General features: G+C 63.5%; 22 protein-coding genes. 19 read left to right on the forward strand and 3 right to left on the reverse strand.

All coding sequences use genetic code 11. The features are described from left to right. The first annotated feature begins 165 nt into the window (after positions 1 to 165). Entirely contained in the window at positions 166 to 1110 is a 945-nt protein-coding gene (locus BLP76_RS05730; protein ID WP_092810502.1) for a carbohydrate kinase family protein, read from the forward strand. Positions 1111 to 1192: 82 nt separating this feature from the next. Here BLP76_RS05730 and BLP76_RS05735 read toward each other — a convergent pair whose 3' ends face one another. Beyond that, the gene (locus BLP76_RS05735) at positions 1193 to 1429 is read right to left on the reverse strand and encodes a DUF1127 domain-containing protein (protein WP_092810504.1); all 237 of its coding nucleotides are present in this window, start codon (positions 1427 to 1429) and stop codon (positions 1193 to 1195) included. A 292-nt stretch (positions 1430 to 1721) separates the two neighbouring features. Between BLP76_RS05735 and BLP76_RS05740 the strand changes: the two genes are divergently transcribed. The 18 genes from BLP76_RS05740 to BLP76_RS05825 all read left to right on the forward strand — a co-directional run bounded on the left by BLP76_RS05740 (position 1722) and on the right by BLP76_RS05825 (position 21351). After that, positions 1722 to 2633, forward strand: coding sequence for a LysR family transcriptional regulator (locus tag BLP76_RS05740; protein ID WP_092810506.1), 912 nt, complete (start codon positions 1722 to 1724; stop codon positions 2631 to 2633). 380 nt (positions 2634 to 3013) lie between these two features. Then, positions 3014 to 4327, forward strand: coding sequence for an ABC transporter substrate-binding protein (locus BLP76_RS05745; protein WP_092810508.1), 1314 nt, complete (start codon positions 3014 to 3016; stop codon positions 4325 to 4327). A 166-nt stretch (positions 4328 to 4493) separates the two neighbouring features. Then, positions 4494 to 5366: a carbohydrate ABC transporter permease gene (locus tag BLP76_RS05750; RefSeq protein WP_092810510.1), complete on the forward strand. Its 873-nt coding sequence runs from the start codon at positions 4494 to 4496 to the stop codon at positions 5364 to 5366. A 3-nt stretch (positions 5367 to 5369) separates the two neighbouring features. Further along, the gene (locus tag BLP76_RS05755; protein ID WP_092810512.1) at positions 5370 to 6200 is read left to right on the forward strand and encodes a carbohydrate ABC transporter permease; all 831 of its coding nucleotides are present in this window, start codon (positions 5370 to 5372) and stop codon (positions 6198 to 6200) included. Between the two features lie 83 nt (positions 6201 to 6283). Further along, complete coding sequence (locus BLP76_RS05760; RefSeq protein WP_092810514.1) at positions 6284 to 7285, forward strand: ABC transporter ATP-binding protein; 1002 nt, start codon at positions 6284 to 6286, stop codon at positions 7283 to 7285. Next, complete coding sequence (locus BLP76_RS05765) at positions 7282 to 8055, forward strand: L-iditol 2-dehydrogenase (protein ID WP_092810516.1); 774 nt, start codon at positions 7282 to 7284, stop codon at positions 8053 to 8055. The genes BLP76_RS05760 and BLP76_RS05765 overlap by 4 nt, the downstream gene beginning before the upstream one ends. A gap of 223 nt (positions 8056 to 8278) precedes the next feature. Further along, positions 8279 to 9754 (forward strand): mannitol dehydrogenase family protein, encoded by a 1476-nt coding sequence (locus tag BLP76_RS05770; protein ID WP_092810518.1) that lies wholly within the window; start codon positions 8279 to 8281, stop codon positions 9752 to 9754. A 273-nt stretch (positions 9755 to 10027) separates the two neighbouring features. Continuing rightward, positions 10028 to 11827 (forward strand): IlvD/Edd family dehydratase, encoded by a 1800-nt coding sequence (locus BLP76_RS05775; RefSeq protein ID WP_092810520.1) that lies wholly within the window; start codon positions 10028 to 10030, stop codon positions 11825 to 11827. Positions 11828 to 11965: 138 nt separating this feature from the next. After that, on the forward strand, positions 11966 to 12718 hold the full coding sequence (locus tag BLP76_RS05780; RefSeq protein ID WP_092810522.1) for an SDR family oxidoreductase: 753 nt from the start codon (positions 11966 to 11968) through the stop codon (positions 12716 to 12718). A 34-nt stretch (positions 12719 to 12752) separates the two neighbouring features. Then, entirely contained in the window at positions 12753 to 13748 is a 996-nt protein-coding gene (denD, locus tag BLP76_RS05785) for a D-erythronate dehydrogenase (protein WP_092810524.1), read from the forward strand. After that, positions 13745 to 14644, forward strand: coding sequence for an NAD(P)-dependent oxidoreductase (locus BLP76_RS05790; protein ID WP_092810526.1), 900 nt, complete (start codon positions 13745 to 13747; stop codon positions 14642 to 14644). The genes denD and BLP76_RS05790 overlap by 4 nt, the downstream gene beginning before the upstream one ends. Next, complete coding sequence (locus tag BLP76_RS05795) at positions 14628 to 15419, forward strand: GntR family transcriptional regulator (protein WP_092810528.1); 792 nt, start codon at positions 14628 to 14630, stop codon at positions 15417 to 15419. Before BLP76_RS05790 ends, BLP76_RS05795 begins: the two co-directional genes overlap by 17 nt. An 83-nt stretch (positions 15420 to 15502) precedes the next feature. Beyond that, complete coding sequence (locus BLP76_RS05800; protein WP_092810530.1) at positions 15503 to 16249, forward strand: SDR family oxidoreductase; 747 nt, start codon at positions 15503 to 15505, stop codon at positions 16247 to 16249. Between the two features lie 39 nt (positions 16250 to 16288). Then, on the forward strand, positions 16289 to 17131 hold the full coding sequence (locus BLP76_RS05805; RefSeq protein WP_092810533.1) for a fumarylacetoacetate hydrolase family protein: 843 nt from the start codon (positions 16289 to 16291) through the stop codon (positions 17129 to 17131). Positions 17132 to 17343: 212 nt separating this feature from the next. After that, positions 17344 to 18330: a tripartite tricarboxylate transporter substrate binding protein gene (locus tag BLP76_RS05810; RefSeq protein ID WP_092810535.1), complete on the forward strand. Its 987-nt coding sequence runs from the start codon at positions 17344 to 17346 to the stop codon at positions 18328 to 18330. Positions 18331 to 18378: 48 nt separating this feature from the next. Next, positions 18379 to 18852 carry a tripartite tricarboxylate transporter TctB family protein gene (locus tag BLP76_RS05815; protein ID WP_092810537.1) on the forward strand — a complete coding sequence of 158 codons (474 nt, stop codon included), beginning with the start codon at positions 18379 to 18381 and terminating at the stop codon, positions 18850 to 18852. 5 nt (positions 18853 to 18857) lie between these two features. After that, the gene (locus BLP76_RS05820; RefSeq protein ID WP_092811320.1) at positions 18858 to 20378 is read left to right on the forward strand and encodes a tripartite tricarboxylate transporter permease; all 1521 of its coding nucleotides are present in this window, start codon (positions 18858 to 18860) and stop codon (positions 20376 to 20378) included. Positions 20379 to 20409: 31 nt separating this feature from the next. Then, positions 20410 to 21351 (forward strand): 2-hydroxyacid dehydrogenase, encoded by a 942-nt coding sequence (locus BLP76_RS05825; RefSeq protein ID WP_092811322.1) that lies wholly within the window; start codon positions 20410 to 20412, stop codon positions 21349 to 21351. A 193-nt stretch (positions 21352 to 21544) separates the two neighbouring features. Here BLP76_RS05825 and BLP76_RS05830 read toward each other — a convergent pair whose 3' ends face one another. Continuing rightward, positions 21545 to 21745, reverse strand: coding sequence for a hypothetical protein (locus BLP76_RS05830; protein ID WP_092810539.1), 201 nt, complete (start codon positions 21743 to 21745; stop codon positions 21545 to 21547). Positions 21746 to 22224: 479 nt separating this feature from the next. Continuing rightward, entirely contained in the window at positions 22225 to 23124 is a 900-nt protein-coding gene (locus BLP76_RS05835) for a carbohydrate ABC transporter permease (RefSeq protein WP_092810541.1), read from the reverse strand. Positions 23125 to 23135: the final 11 nt, after the last annotated feature.

Consider the following 23135-nt stretch of genomic DNA (forward strand, 5'->3'; position numbering starts at 1 on the left):
CCCGGCCCACGGCGCAAGATTAGCCGCGCAAGATTATAAGGCCGGAAACCGGCCGGAAAGACAGGCCAAAACCGGCCCAGAAAAAACGGGCCGAGAAAAACAGGCCGCCGGAGGGGAGGAGAAGATGCAGCGAGGCTTCGTTCAAATCCCGGCGGGAGCGCTCTGATGTTCGTCGTCTGCGGCGAGGCGCTCTGGGATCTCTATGGTTCCGACAAGGGCGAAGGGCTCTCCTTCGACGCGCGCATCGGCGGATCGCCTTTCAACGTCGCCGTCGGGCTCGCCCGGCTCGATCAGGAGGCGGCGCTCTTTACCGGTCTTTCGACCGATCTTCTGGGCGAAAAGCTCTTTGCGGCACTCAAAACGGAAGGCGTGGAGACGGGGTTTCTTCTGCGCTCCAGCCGACGCACGACCTTGAGCCTGGTGACGCTCGGCAAGGACGGCTCGCCGTCTTACGCGTTTTATGGAGACGGGGCGGCGGACCGAGCCGTGAACCTGTCCGATCTGCCGGTCTTCAGCCGCGATATCTGGGGCGTCCATGCCGGCTCGTTTTCACTCGTCACCGAGCCGATCGGCACGAGCCTTCTGTCGCTTCTGGGGCGCGAGGCGGGCGAGCGGCTCGTAACGCTCGATCCCAATGTGCGGCTCAATGTGGAGCCGGATCTCTCCCTCTGGCGCGAGCGCCTCGACGCTTTCGTGCCGACGACGGATCTCATCAAGGTGAGCGAGGAGGATCTGGGGCTTCTCTATCCGAGCGCGCCGCCGGCGGAGACCGCCGAACGCTGGCGGGCGGCGGGCGCGACGCTGGTCGTCGTCACCTATGGCCGGGAAGGTGCGGAAGCTTTCGGCACGTTCGGGCGGGTGTCCGTCAGAGGTTCCGCCGTCGATGTGGTCGACACGGTCGGGGCGGGCGACAGTTTTATGGCCGCCTTGATCGCGGGCCTTGCGGAGCGCTCGACGAAGTCGCGCGAGGCGCTCACCATGCTGCGCCGGGACGAGGTGGAGGCGCTTCTCGCCTTCGCCACGGAGGCTGCCGGCATCACCTGCGGACGCCGTGGCGCCGATCCGCCCCGGCGGGCGGAGCTTGGTGCTGCCGCCTGCCTGGACGGGTGATGGAGGTTATTTCGAAAAATCGCTTTTCGGGCGGCCATTTAACGTTGGTGCGGGAATGGCCGACCGCTCGGAGAACGACAGATCAGGCGCGGGAGCGGCCGTAGGCGCCTTCATACGCGACGCGACGGATCTCGCTGCGGTCGAAGCCCATATCGGCGAGGTCGCGATCCCGATAGCCTTCCAGCTCGCGCACGAGTTCGCCGTACTGGTAGCGCTGCTTCACGGACGTCCAGGCGCGCGAGAAGAGATTACGAGCGCTTGCGCCGATCGGGGTGGCGAGCGGAGCGGATGCGGGACGTGCGAGAGTGAGGGTCTTCATGTGGCTTCTCCATCATGGGACGGCAGGGGAATTGCCGTCTGAATTTCTGTTCGTGGGTCGGCAATCTGCCAGGGGGTGCTTTCGCCGGCCTGTGTTGCGTTGCGGTAGTCGCTTGCAGCCGTTCTTTTGCGCGTTTCCACGAACCCGTTTTTATCTTGATGGTGTCGGGCCCTACGCCGATATTGCGGCGCATCATAATCGTGCTGTGATGCACAAATAATGACGGTGGCGGCGCTTGCGAAGGCGTCGTTGGGTCAAAGGGGCTGTGACCCAGCTGCAAAGCCGAGGTGTGATGGAACTTCCGAGCCAGATGATCCTGTTTGCGACCGTGGTGGAGAGCGAGAGCTTTTCGGCGGCGGCACGCTCGCTCGGCCTGTCGCCATCGGCCGTCAGCCGGCAGATCGGCTTTCTGGAAGATCGGCTCAAGGTGCGGCTTCTCAACCGCAGCAAGCACGGCCTGTCGCTGACCGAGGAGGGGCGCGCCTTCTACGAGCGCTGCGCCGATCTCGTGGCCAGGGTGTCGGAGGCGGAAAATCTCGCCACCGCGATCAGCGGCCAACCTGTCGGGGTCTTGCGGGTCGCAGCCACCGTCGCCTTCGCCAAGGCGCAGCTTCTGCCGATCATGCCGGAGTTCATGGCGCGCTATCCGGAGCTCAAAGTGTCGCTCGAAGTGACGGACCGGCCGATCGATCTCGCGGCGGAAGGCATCGACGTCGCCATCCGCTTCACCGAGCAGGTGGAGGACAGTTTTGCGGTGGCACGCAAGCTTGCCCGCAACCGCCGGGTGATCTGTGCCGCGCCCGCCTATCTCACGCGCGCCGGCACGCCCACGACGCGCCAGGATCTCGCGCATCACAATTGCCTGCGCCTGTCGACCGTGACGCGCTGGAACGACTGGCATCTGGAGGGGGCGGAGGGGGCCGATCCCGTGCCGCTCACCGGCAATTTCGAGGCCAACAGCGCCGATGCGATCTATCATGCAGCCCTTGCCGGGCTCGGGATCGCGCGGCTTTCGACCTATCTCGTCGGCGAGGACATCAAGGCGGGGCGGCTCGTCAGGCTGTTGCCGGATTATGCCGACGACGGATCGGACATTCTGGCGCTCTATTCGGAAAAGCGGAACCTGTCGCCGCGGGTGCGCGCCTTCATCGATTATCTGAGCGCGCATTTCGGCAGCGTGCCGCCCTGGGAACGCGAAGAATAAAAGCGCCTTTCAGGATTTGATACTCGGCAGTTTCAAATTTTATAGACTGTACGACATTGGCGCTAAGTCACGAGGGAATCGGGACTTATTCTGCTGTCATGCTAATTGCAAAATCAAAGTGATTTATTTATTTGACAGCGGCAAACCCGCGTGATCTAGTCTTGTGCAAGTTGCCGTCGGGTCTTTCCCTTCGCGCAATGGACGACAATTTAGATATCGGAAGATGAGGCGGGGGCCGCGGTTTCGCGCAACTTCGCCCTTAATGTCCGTGCCGTTCGGCGCGGGCAGAGGGATGCGATATCGACATCCGGTGTCGTGTCTTTCCCGTCAAGATAAGCCGCGAGGCCTTCGGGCCGAAGACGCGCAACGGAGGAAACCTGATGAGACGCTCCATTTGGGCGGCCGGCGCTGTATCCGTCCTCGCCTTCACTGCCGCAGCTCATGCCGAAACGATCACCATCGCCACCGTCAACAATGGCGACATGATCCGCATGCAGAAGCTCGCCGAGGATTTCACCAAAAATCATCCCGATATCCAGTTGGAATGGGTGACTTTGGAAGAAAACGTGCTGCGCCAGCGTGTGACGACGGATATCGCCACCAAGGGCGGGCAATACGACGTCATGACCATCGGCAATTACGAGGTGCCGATCTGGGCGAAGCAGGACTGGCTCGTCGCTCTCGACGACATGCCGGACGGCTACGACACCGACGACATCCTGCCGTCGATCCGCAGTGCGCTGACCTATGAGGACAAGCTCTACGCGGCGCCGTTCTACGGCGAGTCCGCGATGGTCATGTACCGCACCGACCTTGCCGAGAAGGCCGGCGTGGAGATCCCCGATCAGCCGACCTGGACGGACATCAAGAAAGCCGCCGAGGCGATGACCGACAAGTCGAACGAGGTCTACGGCATCTGCCTGCGCGGCAAGCCCGGCTGGGGCGAGAACATGGCGTTTTTGACCGCCATGGCGAATTCGTACGGCGCGGCCTGGTTCGACAAGGACTGGAAGGCCCAGCTCGACAGCGACGAATGGAAAGCGGCGGTCAACGACTACCTCGACATGATGAACGAGGACGGCCCTCCGGGAGCCTCCTCGAACGGCTTCAACGAGAATTTGTCGCTGTTCCAGCAGGGCAAATGCGGCATCTGGATCGACGCCACGGTCGCCGCCTCCTTCGTGACCGATCCGGACGAATCGACCGTTGCCGACAAGGTCGCCTTCGCGCAGTTCCCGAACAAGGAAGGCGTCGACAACCACGGCAATTGGCTGTGGTCGTGGAACCTCGCCATCCCGACTTCGACGGATTCGGAGGATGCCGCCAAGCAGTTCATCGCCTGGGCGACATCGAAGGATTACACCAAGCTCGTCGCCGACAAGGAAGGCTGGCGTGCCGCACCTCCGGGAACCCGCACCTCGCTCTATGAGAACGAGGAATATCAGAAGGCGGCGCCCTTTGCGGAAATGACGCTGAACTCCATGCAGGCGGCAACCCCCGACAAGCCGTCCGTCCAGGACGTGCCTTATACGGGCGGGCAGTTCGTCGCCATTCCGGAGTTCCAGGGCATCGGAACGGCCGTCGGGCAGATGTTCTCAGCCGCTCTTGCCGGGCAGATGAGTGCGGATCAGGCGATCCAGAACGCTCAGCAGCTGACGAACCGCGAGATGACGAAGGCCGGCTATCCGAAGTGATGGGCCGCGCGTGACCGGCCGCATATCGTCGGCCGCACGCATCTGCCTGGGGCGGTCGCTTTCGACGTGACCGCCTCGACATGATCGGCCCGGACGGGCGGTCTTTTCAGCCTTCGCCCGGGCCTCTTTCACCGGCTCGTTTCTCATCGCCCGAGAGGGTTCGCTCATGGCCACTGCGCATTCGCGTTCTGCCGCGCGACTGATGATCTCTCCCGCCGTGCTTCTTCTGCTCGGCTGGATGCTGATCCCCTTGTCGATGACGCTCTACTTTTCGTTCCTGCGCTACAATCTTCTGATGCCGGGAGCGCACGATTTCATCGGCTTCATGAATTATCGGTTCTTCCTGACCGATCCGGCGTTCTTCTCCGCGCTCATCAACACGCTTCTCCTCGTCGGCGGCGTTCTCGTCATCACCGTCTTCGGCGGCGTGCTTTTGGCGATCCTGCTCGATCAGCCGATGTGGGGGCAGGGGATCGTGCGGGTTCTGGTGATCGCGCCGTTTTTCGTCATGCCGACGGTCTCCGCGCTCGTGTGGAAGAACATGTTCATGAACCCCGTGAACGGGCTCTTCGCGAACATTTTTCGGGCGCTCGGGATGCAGCCCTTCGACTTTCTCGGGCAGGCGCCGCTCGCCTCCATCATCCTCATCGTCTCATGGGGGTGGCTGCCGTTTGCGACACTCATCCTGCTGACGGCGCTGCAATCGCTCGACCGCGACCAGCTGGAAGCCGCCGAGATGGACGGGGCGGGGCCGTTGAGCCGCTTCTTCCACATCATGCTGCCGCATCTGGCACGCGCCATCACCGTCGTCGTGCTCATTCAGACGATCTTCCTGCTCTCGGTGTTCGCGGAGATCCTCGTCACCACCAATGGCGGGCCGGGCTATGCCACGACCAACATCACCTATCTCGTCTATGCCCAGTCGCTCCTGCAGTTCGACGTGGGCGGCGGATCGGCCGGCGGCATCGTCGCCGTCATTCTCGCCAATATCGTTGCGATCTTCCTGATGCGGATGATCGGCAAGAACCTGGACGTCTGAGCCATGGCCCACACTCCGACAAAAGGTCGAAAGCTGCTCTTCACGCTGATCGCCTGGACGATCGGCTTCCTGATCTTCTTTCCGATCCTGTGGACGATCCTGACGAGCTTCAAGACGGAGGCGGAGGCGATCGCTTCGCCGCCCTCCTTCGTGTTCTTCGACTGGACGCTCGACAATTACGTCGAGGTGCAGGAGCGCTCCGCCTATTTCCGGCATTTCTGGAATTCGGTGGTGATCTCGGTCGGCTCGACGGTTCTGGGTCTCCTCGTCGCCATTCCGGCGGCGTGGTCGATGGCCTTCGTGCCCAGCAAGCAGACCAAGAACGTGTTGATGTGGATGCTCTCGACCAAGATGCTGCCGCCCGTCGGCGTCTTGATCCCGATCTATCTCATCTTCCGCGACGCCGGGCTCCTCGACACGCTGACCGGCCTCGTCATCGTGGTGATGCTGATCAATCTGCCGATCATCATCTGGATGCTGTTCACGTATTTCCGCGAGATTCCGGGCGAGATCCTGGAGGCTGCGCGGATGGACGGGGCGGGGCTGCGCTCGGAGATCCTTTACGTGCTGACGCCGATGGCGGTGCCTGGGATCGCCTCGACGCTTCTCCTCAACATCATCCTCGCCTGGAACGAGGCGTTCTGGACGTTGAACCTGACGGCGGCGAAATCGGCGCCGCTGACGGCGTTCATCGCCAGCTATTCGAGCCCGGAGGGGTTGTTCTACGCCAAGCTCTCCGCCGCTTCGACCATGGCGATCGCGCCGATTTTGATCCTCGGCTGGTTCAGCCAGAAGCAGCTCGTGCGCGGCCTCACCTTCGGTGCGGTCAAATAGGGGCGCGGCCAAGACGCGGCTGCCGCCCCGGCGGCACCCGACAATAAGCGGCGCGGCGACAAACGCGGCGAAAAGGGACGGATATGGGACACATCTCGCTCAACCAGATCACCAAGACTTTCGGCAACGTCCAGGTGATCCCGCCGCTCGATCTCGAAATCGAGGATGGCGAATTCATCGTCTTCGTCGGCCCGTCCGGCTGCGGAAAGTCGACGCTTCTGCGGCTGATCGCGGGTCTCGAAGACGTGACGTCCGGCGAGATCAAGATCGACGGGCGGGACGCCACGGAAACGCCGCCGGCCAAGCGGGGTCTTGCCATGGTGTTCCAGTCCTACGCGCTCTATCCGCATATGAGCGTGCGAAAAAACATCGCCTTTCCTTTGAAGATGGCGGGGTTCGACAAGGCCGAGATCGACCGCAAGATCGACGATGCGGCGCGGGTTTTGAACCTCACCGATTATCTTGACCGGCGGCCGGGGCAGCTTTCCGGCGGACAGCGCCAGCGCGTCGCCATCGGGCGGGCGATCGTGCGCGAGCCGGCGGCGTTTCTGTTCGACGAGCCGCTCTCCAACCTCGATGCGGCGCTCAGGGTGAATATGCGCCTCGAAATCTCCGAGCTGCACAACAAGCTCGAGACGACGATGATCTACGTCACGCATGATCAGGTGGAGGCCATGACCATGGCCGACCGGATCGTGGTTTTGCGTGCCGGCATCATCGAGCAGGTGGGCACGCCGCTCGAACTTTATTCCAAGCCGCGCAATCTCTTCGTCGCGGGCTTCATCGGGTCGCCGAAGATGAATTTCATCGAAGGTGCGGTGGCGGAACGGCGCGATGCGGCCAAGGTCGGCATCCGGCCGGAGCATATGCAATTGTCTCTCGAAGAAGGCCGCTGGGAGGGAACCGTCAGCGTCTCAGAACATCTCGGCTCCGACACGTTCCTGCATGTGGAGACGGAGCGCGCCGGCATGCTGACGGCGCGGGCCGACGGCGAGTTTCCCGTCCGCCACGGCGACCGCGTGTTTCTGACGCCGCAGGACGACAAGATCCACCGCTTCGATGCCGAGGGCATGGCGCTGTCATGAGGCGGCTTGAAGGCAAATCCGCCATCATCACCGGCTCGGCACGCGGCATAGGGCGCGCTTTCGCCGAGGCCTATGTGCGCGAAGGGGCGAGGGTGGCGATCGCCGACATCAACCTCGACCGCGCCGAGACAACGGCAGCAGAGATCGGCGAGGCGGCCTATGCGGTGCCGCTCGACGTGACCGATCAGGCCTCGATCGACGCGGCGGTGGCGCGGGTTCTCCAGCGCGCGGGACGCATCGATATTCTCGTCAACAATGCCGCGCTCTTCGATCTGGCGCCGATCGTCGAGATCCGCCGGGAGAGTTTCGACCGGCTTTTTGCGATCAACGTCTCCGGCACGCTCTTCATGCTGCAGGCGGTGGCGAAGGCGATGATTGCAAAGGGCGATGGCGGCAAGATCATCAATATGGCGAGCCAGGCGGGGCGGCGCGGCGAAGCGCTCGTCGCGGTCTATTGCGCGACGAAGGCGGCGGTGATCAGCCTCACGCAATCGGCGGGGCTCGACCTCATCAAGCACAAGATCAACGTCAATGCGATCGCGCCGGGCGTGGTCGACGGCGAGCATTGGGACGGGGTCGATGCGCTGTTTGCGAAGTACGAGAACCGGCGGCTCGGGGAAAAGAAGCAACTCGTCGGCGAGGCTGTGCCTTACGGGCGCATGGGGCGGGCGGAGGATCTGACCGGCATGGCCGTGTTCCTGGCAAGTTCCGAGGCCGATTACATCGTCGCCCAGACCTACAATGTCGACGGCGGCAATTGGATGAGTTGAGGGGGGCATCCCTGCTGCGGGTTGGCCTGTGCTTGCGAACTCATGCCGGCACGCCTTGTGACGGGCGACCCCCACCCCTGTCCCCTCCCCACAAGGGGGAGGGGGACGCATGACGATCCGCTCTTCACGCGGTCTCGCAGGGCCGGAAAGTGCGGACTTATCGAATGGGGCGCGGCCCCGGAGGGGTTTGGAGAGGACGTTCCTCCACCCCGGAAGGAGTGACATGACGACGAAGCTTGCAGCCGAGAACCTTACCGAGATTTCGTCCAGGGTGCATGTCCCTGGCTATGACCGGGCCGGGTTGTCGGCCGGGATTTTGCATTTCGGCATCGGCAATTTTCACCGAGCGCATCAGGCCGTCTATCTCGACGAGCTGTTTGAAACCGGGCGCGACCATGATTTCGCGATCCTCGGCGCAGGCGTCATGGCGGGTGACGAAAAGATGCGCCAGGCGCTCAGCGGCCAGGATTTTCTGACGACGGTGGTCGATCAGTCGGCGGCAGCTTCCAATGCGCGCGTCACCGGCGCCATGGTCGGTATGCTGCCGGTGGGCGATGCGCAGGCGATCATCGAAAAACTCACCGATCCCTCAATCCGCATCGTCTCGCTGACGGTGACGGAGGGCGGCTACTTCATCGATTCCACCGGGCGCTTCAATCCGGAGCATCCGGCGATCGCCGCCGACGGCAAGACGCCCGACGATCCGAAGACCGTCTTCGGGCTGATCGCGGCGGGGCTCAAGGAGCGGCGGGGCCGCGGGCTTCAGCCCTTCACCGTGATGTCGTGCGACAACATCCCCCACAATGGCGTGGTGGCGAAGAATGCCGTCGCCGGGACGGCGCGGCTGTCAGACCCGGCCTTCGCCGACTGGATCACCGAGAACGTCGCCTTTCCGAACGGCATGGTCGACCGGATCACGCCGGCGACGGGGGATCGGGAACGGCGGCTGCTTGAAGAGGAATTCGGCGTCGAAGATGCCTGGCCGGTGTTCTGCGAGGATTTCAAGCAATGGGTGCTGGAGGACAATTTTCCCTCCGGGCGGCCAGCGCTTCAGAATGTCGGCGTGCAGTTCGTGCCGGACGTGACGCCGTTCGAGATCATGAAGATCCGCATCCTGAACGGCGGGCATGCGGTGATCGCCTATCCGGCGGGGCTCCTCGATATCCATTTCGTGCATGAGGCGATGGAACACCCGCTCGTCGCGGCGTTCCTGGAGAAGATCGAGCAGGATGAGATCGTGCCGGCCGTGCCGCCGGTGCCGGATACGGATCTGCAGGTCTATTTCGGCGAGATCAAGCGCCGCTTCGCCAATCCGAAGATCGGCGACACGGTGCGCCGTCTCTGCCTCGACGGGTCCAACCGGCAGCCGAAATTCATCGTGCCGACGATCGCCGACCGGCTGAAGGAGGGACGCAGCGTGGCGGGGCTGGCGCTCGAATCGGCGCTGTGGTGCCGCTATTGCTTCGGCGAGACGGAGAGCGGCGCCGTTATCGAACCGAACGATCCGAACTGGGATCTGCTCGTGCCGAAGGCGCAGGCGGCGCGCGCCGATCCCGGCGAATGGCTCGGCATGGACGATGTCTATGGCGATGTCGGGCGGAACGACGATTTCCGCGAGCTCTTTGCGCATTGGCTGCGCACGCTGTGGGACGAAGGGACCGAGAAGACGCTTCAGCGCTATCTTGACGGCACGCGCTAACCGCACGCCGACATTTCGCTCTTCGAAAGGGGCCACTCTTGGAAGAAGGCCTGTCCGCACCGGGCTGCGGGCAGGCCTTTTTTGTTGGATTTGTGCGGCGGGTGAAGGCCAGCGTGCGCCTTACGCCTTTATTCAGCGTATGCAATGGGAGCCGTATTCGGCCGTTTCTCTCTCTAAAGGGCGTTGAAAGGCCCCAACGTTGAGGTATACGTTGTTGGCAATCGGGCGGCCCGTGAGGCGCCTTCCTCACGCGCCAAACCCTTTGGAGACGAGATGACCGACCGCCCCAATCTGCCGCAACTGCGCTCGCGTGCCTGGTTCGACAATCCCGACAACCCCGATATGACGGCGCTTTATCTGGAGCGCTACCTGAATTTCGGCCTGTCCCAGGAAGAGCTGCAATCGGGCAAGCCGATCATCGGCATCGCGCAGACGGGGTCCGATCTGTCGCCGTGCAACCGGCATCATCTGGAGCTCGCCAAGCGGGTGCGGGACGGCATTCGCGAGGCCGGCGGCATCGCCATCGAATTTCCGGTGCATCCGATCCAGGAGACGGGCAAGAGGCCGACGGCGGCGCTCGACCGCAATCTCGCCTATCTCGGGCTCGTCGAGGTGCTTTACGGCTATCCGCTCGACGGCGTCGTTCTGACGATCGGTTGCGACAAGACCACGCCGGCGTGTCTGATGGCGGCGGCGACGGTCAATCTTCCGGCGATCGCGCTGTCCGTCGGGCCGATGCTGAACGGCTGGTTCCGCGGCGAGCGCACCGGCTCCGGCACGATCGTGTGGAAGGCGCGCGAGCTTCTGGCCGCCGGCGAGATCGATTATCCGGGCTTCGTCAAGCTCGTCGCCTCCTCGGCGCCTTCGACCGGCTATTGCAACACGATGGGCACGGCGACGACGATGAATTCGCTCGCCGAAGCGCTCGGCATGCAGCTTCCGGGGGCCGCCGCGATCCCCGCTCCCTACAGGGACCGGCAGGAGATGTCGTATCTGACGGGCCTTCGGATCGTCGAGATGGTGCGCGAGGATCTGAAGCCGTCCGATATACTGACACGCGACGCCTTCATCAATGCGATCCGTGTGAATTCGGCGATCGGCGGTTCGACCAATGCGCCGATCCATCTCAACGCGCTCGCCCGCCATGTCGGAGTGGAGCTTTCGATCGACGACTGGCAGACCTATGGCGAGGACATTCCGCTTCTCGTCAATCTGCAGCCGGCGGGGGAATATCTCGGTGAGGATTATTATCACGCGGGCGGTGTGCCGGCGGTCGTCAACCAGCTGATGGGGGCGGGGCTCATCAACGAAGGGGCGCTCACGGTGAACGGGCGCACGATGGGCGACAATTGCCGGGGTGCCGAAATCGCCGACGAGAATGTCATCCGTCCGTTCGACAAGCCGATGCTCAAGGGCGCGGGCTTCCGGGTTCTGAGGGGCAATCTCTTCTCCTCGGCGATCATGAAGCTCTCCGTCATCTCCACCGAATTCCGCGAGCGTTACCTCTCCAATCCCGACGATCCGATGGCGTTCGAGGGCAAGGCCGCCGTTTTCGACGGGCCGGAGGATTATCATCACCGCATCGACGATCCGGCGCTTCAGATCGACGAGAACACCATCCTGTTCATGCGCGGGGCGGGGCCGATCGGCTATCCGGGGGCGGCGGAGGTCGTGAATATGCGCGCGCCCGATTATCTCCTGAAGCGGGGCATCCATTCGCTGCCCTGCATCGGCGACGGGCGGCAATCGGGCACGTCGGGTTCGCCCTCGATCCTCAACGCCTCGCCGGAGGCGGCGGCCGGCGGCGGTCTGGGGCTGTTGAAGACAGGCGACCACGTGCGCATCGATCTCGAGCGCGGGGAGGCGAATATCCTCATCAGCGACGGGGAGCTCGAACAGCGGCGCGAGGCGCTGAAAGAGGCGGGCGGCTATCCCTTCCCGGAGAGCCAGACGCCCTGGCAGGAGATCCAACGCGCCATGGTCTCGCAGCTCGAAACCGGCATGGTTTTGGAGCCGGCGGTCAAATACCACCGCATCGCCCAGACGAGCGGCATTCCGCGCGACAATCATTAAAGGGCGCGGTGTCGTGGGCTTCGCGTCTGGTGCGGCAGCTGACACCAGACGGGCGTGAAAAGCAAAGTGTCTCAAGAATGTGAGGAGGGGCGAACCCTCCCTCAAAAAGACCAATAAACGAGGAACGGAGGAAGCCTGATGGGGCGGCGACTTGAGGGAAAGATCGCAGTGTGCACGGCGGCGGGGCAAGGGATCGGCCGCCGCGTGGCGGAACGGTTTCTGGAAGAGGGGGCGCGTGTTTATGCGACCGATCTCGACGCCGAGAAGCTGAAGGGGCTTAATACTCTGGGCGAGGTCGATACGGCCGTGCTCGACGTAACCGACGGGCGCGCCGTCGGCTCCTATATGAAGACGGTCGACACGCCCGACATTCTCTTCAATTGCGCGGGCTTCGTGCACCATGGGACGGTGCTCGATTGCGACGACAAGGACTGGGATTTTTCCTTCGACCTCAACGTCACCTCCATGCACCGCACAATCTCGGCCCTGCTGCCGCGGATGCTGGAGAACGGGGGCGGGTCGATCATCAACATGTCGTCGGCCGCCTCCTCGATCAAAGCTGCGCCCAATCGCTACGTCTATATGACGACGAAGGCGGCGGTGATCGGGCTGACGCGTTCGATCGCCATAGACTTCATCCGCAAAGGCATCCGCTGCAACGCCATCTGCCCGGGCACGATCGAGAGCCCGTCGCTGGAGGCGCGGATTTCCGCGCTCGGCGAGGAGGTGGGCGGCGTGGAGAAAGCGCGGGCGATGTTCGTCGAGCGCCAGCCGATCGGCCGGATCGGCACGCCCGACGAGATCGCCGATCTCGCCGTCTATCTCGGCTCCGACGAGAGCCGCTTCACGACCGGCACGACGCAGGTGATCGACGGCGGCTGGTCGCTTTGAACGATAAAAGGCCCGAAGGGCTGGGGAGGATTTGATGCGGATATTGGTGCTCGGCGCGGCCGGCATGGTCGGACGGCGCCTGGTCGAAAGGCTTCTTGCCGACAAGGAGCTCGGCGGGCGGGCGATTGCGGCAATCGACGCCTTCGACGTGGTGGCGCCGGACTTTCCCGATGTGCCGGAGACGATCACGGTGACCTGCGAGGCGGGCGACATTTCTTCGGCAGAGACGGTCGAAGGGCTGATCACGCGCCAGCCGGATGTGATCTTCCATCTCGCGGCCATCGTTTCGGGCGAGGCGGAAGCGGATTTCGACAAGGGCTACCGCATCAATCTCGATGGCACCCGCCATCTCCTGGAGGCGATCCGGCAGGCGGGCGAGGCCTATCGGCCGCGGCTCGTCTTTACCTCGTCGATCGCCGTCTTCGGCGCGCCGTTTGAGGAAAAAATCTCGGACACGTTCCTCTCGGCACCTTTGACGAGCTACGGCACGCAAAAGGCGATCTCGGAGCTGCTTCTCGCCGATTACACGCGCAAAGGGTTCGTCGACGGGGTCGGCATCCGCCTGCCGACGATCGTGGTGCGGCCGGGCAAGCCCAACAAGGCGGCGTCGGGCTTCTTCTCCGGCATCATCCGCGAGCCGCTTGCGGGGCTCGAGGCCATCCTGCCGGTCGAAGACGATGTGCGCCACTGGATCGCGAGCCCGGCAGCGGCCGTCGGCTTTCTCGTGCATGCGGCGACAATGGATACGTCGACGCTCGGGCCGCGGCGCTCGCTCAACATGCCGGGGCTTTCGGTGACGGTGGGCGAGATGATCGCGACCTTGCAGGAGGTGGCGGGCGACGAGGTTGTGGGACGCATCCGGCGCGAGCCGGACGAGCCGATCCGCAGCATGGTCCATGGCTGGCCGCGCGACTTCGACACGGCGCGGGCAAGCGAGGTGGGCTTTTCCGCCGACGCCGATTTCGCCTCCATCATCCGCGCGCATATCGCCGACGAAGAGGCGCGACAGGCCAAGGAGACCGGATCATGAGCGAGAAACCAGCGATCGGCTTCATCGGCGTCGGGCTGATGGGCCAGGGCATGGCGAAGAACCTCGTCGAAAAGGGCTATCCCTTGACGATCCTCGGCCACCGCAACCGCGAGCCGGTGGAGGATCTGAAGGGCCGGGGCGCCAAAGAGGCAGAGAGTGTCGCGGCGCTGACAGAGGCCTCCGACGTCATCTTCCTGTGCCTGCCGGGAAGCCCGCAGGTCGAAGCCGTTGTCGGCGAGATCCTGGCGGTAGGGGCGTCTGGCAAGACGATCATCGACACCTCGACCAGCAATCCGGTGTCGACGCGCGCCCTCGTCGAAAAATGCCGGGCGGACGGCGCGACGCTCATCGATGCGCCCTTGTCGCGCACGCCGAAGGAGGCCTGGGAAGGGCTTCTCGATGCGATGGTCGGGGCGAGCGAGGCGGATTTCGACCGCGTTCAGCCGATCATCGCCACCTGGGCCGGCAAGATCGTGCGTGTCGGTGAGCCGGGCGCCGGCCACACGATGAAGCTTCTCAACAATTTCCTGTCGCTCGGCTATGCCGCGATCTATTCGGAGGCGCTGGCGATCGGGGCGAAGAACGGCATCGATGCGGCGACGTTTCATTCCATCATCGGCGGCGGGCGGATGGATTGCGGCTTCTACCAGACCTTCATGAAATGGGTGGTGGAGCGCGATCCGGAGGCGCACAAATTCGCGCTCAAGAACGCGCACAAGGATATGCGCTATGTCGTGTCTCTGGCGAACGAAAGCGGCATCGCCTCGCATGTCTCCTCGGCGGTGAAGAACAATTTCGCCACCGCCGATGCGACCGGGCATGGCGAGGAATATCTGCCGCGCATTGCCGACATCGTGGCGGAGCTCAACGGCATCAAACATGAGACAGGATCGTGACAACGCTGCGGGCGGTGAGCCCCTGGATGCGGCGGGCGTGAGAGCGCCGGCGGACAATGCCCGACGGCGCCCGACGCCGCCGTCGGTGACGGGGGCACGCGGGCGGCCGAGCCTTGAAGGCGTTGCCGACATGCCGGCGCGCGAGCGCGCCTATCACGAGCTCAAATTCCGCATCATGGAAGGCCGGCTGCCGCCCGGGACGACGCTTCTCGAAGCGGAGGTGGCGAACCTTCTCGGCCTGTCGCGCACGCCGGTGCGGGAGGCTCTGATCAAGCTCGAAGAGGAGGGGCTCGTCGATGTGCGCCCGCGCCACGGCATCAGCGTCCGGGCGCAATCGATCGACGATCTCTCCGACATCTACGACGTGTTTTCGACGCTCGAAGTGAAGGCCGTGGAGCTTGCGGCAAGGCGCGGCATCGAGACGAACGACGGTCGCCGGCTTTCCGGCATTCTCGACCAGCTGGAGCGGGCGACGCAGCGCGAAGACCCGGTGCGCTGGTCGCATCTCGACGATCAGTTCCATTCCGAGCTCGTGACGCTGAGCGGCAACAACCGGCTTTGTGCGACTTTGCGCCAATACTGGGACCAGCAATATCGGGCGCGCATGGCGATCGTGCATCTGCGGCCGAGCACGGCGCAGTCGGACCGGGAGCATCGCGCCATCCTTCAGGCGGTGGTGGAGCGCGATATCCGCCGCGCGGCGCATCTGCATCAACAGCACCGCGACCGCGCCGACCGGCTGGCGCTCGAACTTCTGCGGCGGGGGCCGGCGTGAGGCCGTCCACAGCCGTCTTCTCTGCGCACAACGACCAAGCCGCGGCAAAGCGGCAACGATAAACGATACGAGGAACACGCCCCATGAACAGGATCGACCTTGAAAACCGCACGGCCGTCATCACCGGCGGCGCCCGCGGCATCGGCTTTGCGACCGCAAAACGCGTGCTCGACAGCGGCGGGCGGGCCGTCATCTGGGATATCGACGGAGAGGCGATCGAAACGGCGCTCGGGGAACTCGGCGAGAAAGCGAGCGGCGCCGTCGTCGAACTGACCGATGCGGGAGCCGTTGCAGACGCCGCGAAAGAGGCGGCCGAGAAGGGCGGCGGCATCGACATTCTCGTCAACAATGCCGGCATCACCGGCGGCAATGCCAAGACCTGGGAGCTCGATCCCGACACCTGGCGCAAGGTGATCGAGGTCAATCTCGTCGCGCCGTTTCTGACGAGCCATGCCGTCGTGCCCTTGATGCTCGAAAAGGGCTATGGGCGGATCGTCAACGTCGCCTCGATCGCCGGCAAAGAGGGCAATCCCAACGCCTCGCATTATTCGGCCTCGAAGGCCGGGCTGATCGGGCTGACGAAATCGCTCGGCAAGGAGCTCGCCGGCCACAACATCCTCGTCAATTGCATCACGCCGGCGGCGGCCCGCACGGCGATCTTCGATCAGATGACGCAGGAGCATATCGATTACATGCTGTCGAAGATCCCGATGAACCGGTTCGTGGAGCCGTCCGAGGTGGCGGCGATGATCTGCTGGCTCGCCTCGGAGGATTGCTCGTTTTCGACGGGCGCCGTCTTCGACATTTCCGGCGGCCGCGCCGTCTACTGATCCTCAGAAATCCCTCAAGATAATCCGAGAAAGGATGCCATGAAGCTCGTTCGCTACGGCCCTGCCGGCCAGGAAAAGCCCGGCCTCATCGATGACGAGGGCGCGCTGCGCGATCTGTCCGGCGAGGTCGACGACATCGCCGGGGAGGTGATCTCCGATGCCGGGCTCGAGAGACTGCGCGCGCTCGATCCCGCCTCGCTGCCGAAGGTTGCGGGCAATCCGCGTTTCGGCCCCTGCGTCGGCCAGGTCTCGAAGATCCTGTGCATCGGCCTCAATTATTCCGACCATGCGGCGGAGACGGGTGCCGAGCCGCCGAGCGAGCCGATCATCTTCGCCAAGGCGTTGTCGGCGCTCTGCGGCCCCAATGACGATGTGGAGATGCCGCGCGGTTCCAAGGCGCTCGACTGGGAGGTGGAGCTCGCAATCATTATCGGCAAGCGCGCCAAATACGTCTCCGAGGAGGAGGCGATGCAGCATGTGGCGGGCTTCGCCATCATGAACGACGTCTCCGAGCGCGACTTCCAGACGAAGCGCATGGGCCAGTGGACGAAGGGCAAGAGCCACGACACGTTCGGCCCGCTCGGGCCGTGGCTCGTGACGCGCGATGCCGTTGCCGATCCGCACAACCTCGACATGCATCTCGACGTCAACGGCGAGCGGCGCCAGAGCGGCAACACCAACACGCTCATCTTCAACGTGCCGCATGTCGTCTCGTATCTGTCGCAGTTCATGACGCTGATGCCGGGCGATGTCATTTCCACCGGCACGCCGCCGGGCGTGGGCATGGGCATGAAGCCGCCCGTCTATCTGAAGGTCGGCGACGTGATGGAGCTCGCCATCGAAGGGCTCGGCACGCAGCGGCAGACAGTCGTCGCCGCCTGACGTTGACGGATTGCGCCGGTGGAGCACCCGTGCTGCGCCGGCGCATGGAAAAGCGGTCCGGCCGTGTCTGGATCTCAATGTATACATTGACATCGCGGGCAACCGCAGGAGATAGTCTCTCCGTGAACAAAAAGAGCTGCGCATGACGCAGCCGGACAGAGCCTCCGCAGAATAGGCCTGCCAAGAACAGACATCGCGCACCGGGAGGACATATGCGCAAAAGAACCTTTCTCGCCGCCGCCGCGGCGCTTCTCGCCACAGCCGTGTTCGGCGCACCCGCCGCCCTTGCGCAATCCGATTATCCGGATCGTCCGATCCAGATGATCGTGCCTTGGGGTGCGGGCGGCGGCACGGATGCCGTCGGGCGCATCTTCGCCTCGATCCTGCAGGAAGAGCTCGGTGTGCCGGTCAATGTCGTCAACCGCACCGGCGGGTCGGGCGTCGTCGGCCATAGCGCCATCGCGACGGCCAAGCCGGACGGCTACACGATCGGCATCGTGACGATCGAGATCGACATGATGCATTGGCAGGGGCTGACGGATCTCACCTACAAGGACTTCGATTTCCTGGCGATGGTGAACGCCGATCCGGGTGGGGTCATGGTGTCGGCCGATTCCGATTACGAGACGGCGCAGGATCTTCTCGACGCAATCAAGTCCGAGCCGAAGGGGGCGCTGAAGGCTTCCGGGACCGGGCAGGGCGGCATCTGGCATCTCGGCCTTCTCGGCTGGCTGTTGTCGGAAGATCTGCCGCCAGACCAGATCACCTGGGTGCCGAGCCAGGGTTCGGCCGCCGGCATCACCGATATGGTGGCGGGCGGCGTCGATCTCGTGCCGTCGTCGCTTGCCGAAGGCCGCTCCATGATCGAGGCCGGTAAGGTGCGCCCGCTCGCGTCCATGTCGGAGGAGCGCCAGGAGATGTTCCCGGACGTGCCGACGCTGAAGGAAGCGGTCGGTTCGGACTGGACGCTTGCCGTGTGGCGCACGGTCGCCGCGCCGAAGGGGCTGCCGGACGACGTGAAGGCGAAGCTCGCGGGCGCCGTGGAGAAGGCCTACAACAGCGAAGAATACCAGAAGTTCATGGCCGATCGCGGGTTCGGCATGCGCTGGGCGGGGCCGGAAGAGGCGACGGAGGTCGTCGCATCCGACGATGAGAGCCTTGGGCGCGTCATGAAAGAGGCCGGGCTCGCGGCCGAATAAGGGCGATCGGCGGCGTCTTCGGACGCCGCCATCTGCCGGGAACCTGCGATGAAATTCAATGATTTCGTGCTCGGTGTGCTGGTCTTGATCGGTGCGGCCGCGATCCTCGTTTCGGCGAGGAACTTTTCGCCCATTCCGGGCCAGGCCTATGGGGCCGAAACCATGCCAAACGCCATCGGCATCGTGGCCGCCGGCCTCGGCATTTTCATGATGGCGAAGAGCGCGCTGATGGGCTTTCAGGGGCGCGCCGTGGCGCTTGCCGACTGGGCGAAGTCGCCCATGGCCGTTGTCGGCGTGGCGATGGCCTTGGCGCTGATCGGCGTCTATATCGTCTTTTCCGAGCGCGTCGGCTTCGTGCCGATCGCCTTCCTCATTCTCCTCGTCTTCATGCTGACCTTGCGCACGCGCATCATCGTCGCCGTGCCGGTGGCGATCTTCGCCACGATCCTGGTGCAGCAGACCTTCGGGCGGCTTCTCCTGGTGCCGCTGCCGCGCAACGACTTTCTCTCCTTTTTGTGGTGACGACGATGGATATTCTCGCGCAGGCCGCGGGCCTCGTCTTTCAGCCCTATGTGCTTCTCGTCATCTTCGCATCCGCCTGTTTCGGGCTGTTCGTGGGTGCGATCCCGGGCCTGACGGCGACGATGGCGACGGCGCTTCTGGTGCCGATCACCTTCTTCATGGACCCGGTGCCGGCGATTGCGGCGATCGTGACGGCGACCGCGATGGCGATCTTCGCCGGCGACATTCCGGGCGCGCTGTTGCGCATGCCGGGGACGCCGGCCAGTGCGGCCTATGTCGAAGACGCCTATCTGATGACGCAGGACGGGCGCGGCGACGAAGCACTCGGGGCGGTTCTTGTGTTCTCCGCGATCGGCGGGATTTTCGGCACCATCGTGCTTGTGACGACGGCGCCGGCGCTTGCCGAAATCGCGCTCAAATTTTCTTCGTTCGAATATTTCTGGCTGGTGCTGCTCGGGCTGTCCTGCGCCATCTTCGTGTCGCCGAGCTCGGTCACGCGCGGCATGATCGCGCTTCTGATCGGGCTTTTTGCGGCGACGATCGGCATCGACAATCCGGCCGGCCAGCCGCGCTACACTTTTGGCAATGTCGAGCTTCTGGCCGGCGTGCAGTTCATTCCGGCGATGATCGGGCTCTTTGCCGTGTCGGAGGTTCTGCGCTCGATCGTCTATTCCAAGGAGCGCCCGAAGATCGATCGCTCCGGCAAGCACACGGTGTTCAAGCGGCAATGGACGAATATCCGCCGCTATCCGATCCAGATGCTGCGCGGCAGCGCGACGGGTACGGCGATCGGCGCGTTGCCGGGGGCGGGTGCGGATATCGCGGCCTGGATTTCCTACGCCGTCTCCAAGCAGTTCTCACGGCAGAAGGAGAAATTCGGACGCGGCCATGTGGAGGGGCTGGTGGAAGCCGGGGCCTCCAACAACGGCGCCGTCTCGGGCGCCTGGATCCCGGCGCTCGTCTTCGGCATTCCGGGCGATTCCATCACCGCGATCGTGATCGGCGTCCTCTACGTCAAAGGCATGAATCCGGGCCCGACCGTGTTCATCAACGATCCGCAGCTGATCTATGCGGTGTTCATGGTGTTCTTTCTGGCAAACATCATCATGCTGCCGCTCGGCTGGGTGGCGATCAAAGGCGCCTCGACGCTGTTGTCGATCCCGAACCGGGTGTTGATGCCGGTCATTCTCCTGTTTTGCATCGTCGGCTCTTTCGCCATCAACAATTCCGTCTTCGGCGTTCTCCTGATGCTGATCTTCGGCGTGCTCGGCTTCATCATGGAAGAGAACGACATTCCGATCGCACCGGCGATCCTCGGCCTCGTCCTCGGGCCGATGCTGGAACAGAATTTCATCACCTCAATGATCAAGGCCGACGGCAGCTTCCTCGCCTTCTTCGAGCGGCCGATCGCGGCTGGGCTCGGCATCTTTACGATCGTGGTCTGGTCGATCCCGATCATCCTCTATCTGCGACGGCGATGGGCGGGCTCCGAGGCCTCCCCCAAGGAGGATCTCCCGCAAGGATGAGGATCGCCCCTGAAAACGAATGGAAGATGTCATGACGCGACCCGAGCTTTTGATGGTCGGCCCTCTCGCCGACGCCGTGACTGCCGAGATCGAGAAGGATTTCACCGTCCACCGCTATTTTGCGGCGGACGACAAGGACGCCCTTCTGGCCGAGGTGGGCGAGGGGGTTCGCTTCGTTGCGACGGGCGGGCACCATGGCTGTTCGGCGAAGATCATCGAGGCGCTGCCGAAGCTCGAAATCATTTCCTCCTTCGGCGTCGGCTATGACGCCGTCGATGTGGAGGCGGCGAAGCGGGCGGGGGTGCACGTGACCAACACGCCCGACGTTCTCAACGATTGCGTGGCGGAGATGACGGTGGGGCTGATGATTGCGCTCGCCCATCGGCTGCCGCAGACCGACCGCTATGTGCGCGAGGGGCGCTGGCCGGGCGGCGATTTTCCGCTGACCGACGAACTCCGCGGGGCGCGCGCCGGCATTCTCGGCCTCGGGCGCATCGGCAAGGAGATTGCGAGGCGCCTGCAGGTCTTCAAGATGGAGGTCGTCTATCACGGCCGCCACAAGCAGGCGCACGAGCCCTATCCCTATTTTTCTGACCTCACCGAGATGGCAAAGGCCTGCGACTGGCTGGTGGTGATCGCGCCGGGCTCCAAAGAGACGCAAGGCATCGTCAGCCGCAGCGTGATGGAAGCGCTCGGGCCGGAGGGGATGCTCGTCAACATGGCGCGTGGCTCGCTCGTCGACGAGCCGGCGATGATCGAGCTCCTGCAATCGGGCGGGCTCGGCGGCGCGGCGCTCGACGTCTTTGCCGATGAGCCCAACGTGCCGGACGAACTGAAGGCGCTCGACAATGTCGTCTTGTCGCCGCACCAGGGCAGTGCCACGCACAAGACGCGCGCGGCGATGGGGCAGATGGTGGTCGACAATCTGCGTGCGCATCTCAAGGGCGAGCCGCTTCTGAGCCCCGTCGCCTGAGGCGGCCGGGAAGGCTGGCTGTCTGCTGTCGGTAAGGACTTCGAGCCCATAACGCAGAAGGGCGGCATGCATGCCGCCCTGTCGTCCTCAGACTGTCATCGTCAGGCTATGTCGTCCGGCCCTTTGAAGGAGGCGCAGCGCCATGCTGCGCCCCGTTGCGCGGTCCAAGCCGCGCCATGCGCGTTTCGGAAAATCAGGCCGCCAGGCCCTCCTTTGCGAAATGGCCGCACCAATCGCTCTCTTTCACGACCGGCCAAAGCCCAACGGCATCCGCCACGGGCTGCGTGACGGGCGGGTTGAAACGGCAGAGACCTGCATCTGGGATCTCGTGGTCGTCGTTGGCGTGGTGATCTTCAAAGAAAGCGCAGCTGCTGCATACGGGTTTGTCAGCCATGGCTCTCTCCTTTGCTTTTGGGCTTCAGAGTGTTTTCTCCCGAAGCCAACAAATGAATTGTACGACTATCGTCTAACTTATTCAAGAACTGTCTTTTGTAGTTCCTAAAGAGTAATAATGTAATCGCATGATCTTTAATTAACATTCTGGCTGGAAAATATTTTATTTCGTTTTGACGCCCTTCCCGATCCTCCAGCTACGATCGAGCCTGACGGGGCTGGCGTTCAGTGTGCCAACGGGCCATCAGTGTTTTTGTAGCTCTGTGGTTATTCTCGGGAAGCGTGCGTGCATCTCACGGGCGAAGGCTCTGGCGTCGACCTGACGTCCTCTCTCCGGACGCGCCACGACGAAAGGCGGTGAAGGCGTCGCCTGAACTTGAAGCTCCGACGCTTTCCGCTCCTGATTGTCGGTGGCGACTTTGGTGGGTCTCCGGGAAGATCTCTTCATTGTTTTGGGCTCGAGCCCCGTTTCCAGTGCGCCTATTCCTTCACGGCGCCGGTCATCGACGAGACGTAATAATCGACGAAGAAGGAATAGAGGATGACGACCGGCAGCGAGCCCAGAAGGGCGCCGGACATCAGTGCTCCCCATTCGTAGATATCGCCGCGCACGAGCTCGGTGAGGACGCCGACCGGCACCGTCTTGTTCTCCGAGGAGGAGATGAAGGTGAGGGCGTAGATGAACTCGTTCCACGACAGGGTGAAGGCAAAAATGCCGGCGGAGATGAGGCCGGGGACGGCGAGCGGCAGGATGACTTTCGTCAGGATCTGGAAGCGCGAGGCGCCGTCGACGAGGGCGCTTTCCTCAAGTTCGAAGGGGATGGTGCGGAAATAGCCCATCAAAAGCCAGGTGCAGAACGGGATGAGGAAGGTCGGATAGGTGAGGATGAGCGCCAGGCGGGAATCGAAGATGCCGACCTGAAAGACGATGAAGGCGAGCGGAATGAAGAGGATCGACGGCGGCACCAGATAGGCGAGGAAGATGAGGAGCCCGGTGGTGCGCGCGCCGGTGAAGCGGATGCGCTCGATCGCATAGGCGGCGAGCACGGAGGCAAACAGCGACAGGAAGGTGGAAGCGAAGGCAACGAGCATCGTGTTCCACAGCCAGCCCGGATAGGACGTCTCGAAGAGCAGGTAGCGGATATGGTCGAGCGTCGGCTCGACCACCCAGAAGGGGCTGTAGCGGTCGTAATTGGTGAGCTGATGATCCGGTTTGATGGCCGTGATCGCCATCCAATAGAACGGGAAGAGCAGGACGAAGATGAAGACGGCGAGCGGCAGATAGACGACGAGGATGCGCCGCGTCACCGTGTTGAACTGGTCCATGCCCTCGGTGTCGTCGCGAGTGCCGGCTGTCGGGCTGAGGTTCTTCTTTGCCATGGTGGGTTTCC

It is taken from the genome of Afifella marina DSM 2698, from assembly GCF_900102695.1.
Taxonomy (GTDB): Bacteria; Pseudomonadota; Alphaproteobacteria; order Rhizobiales; family Afifellaceae; genus Afifella; species Afifella marina.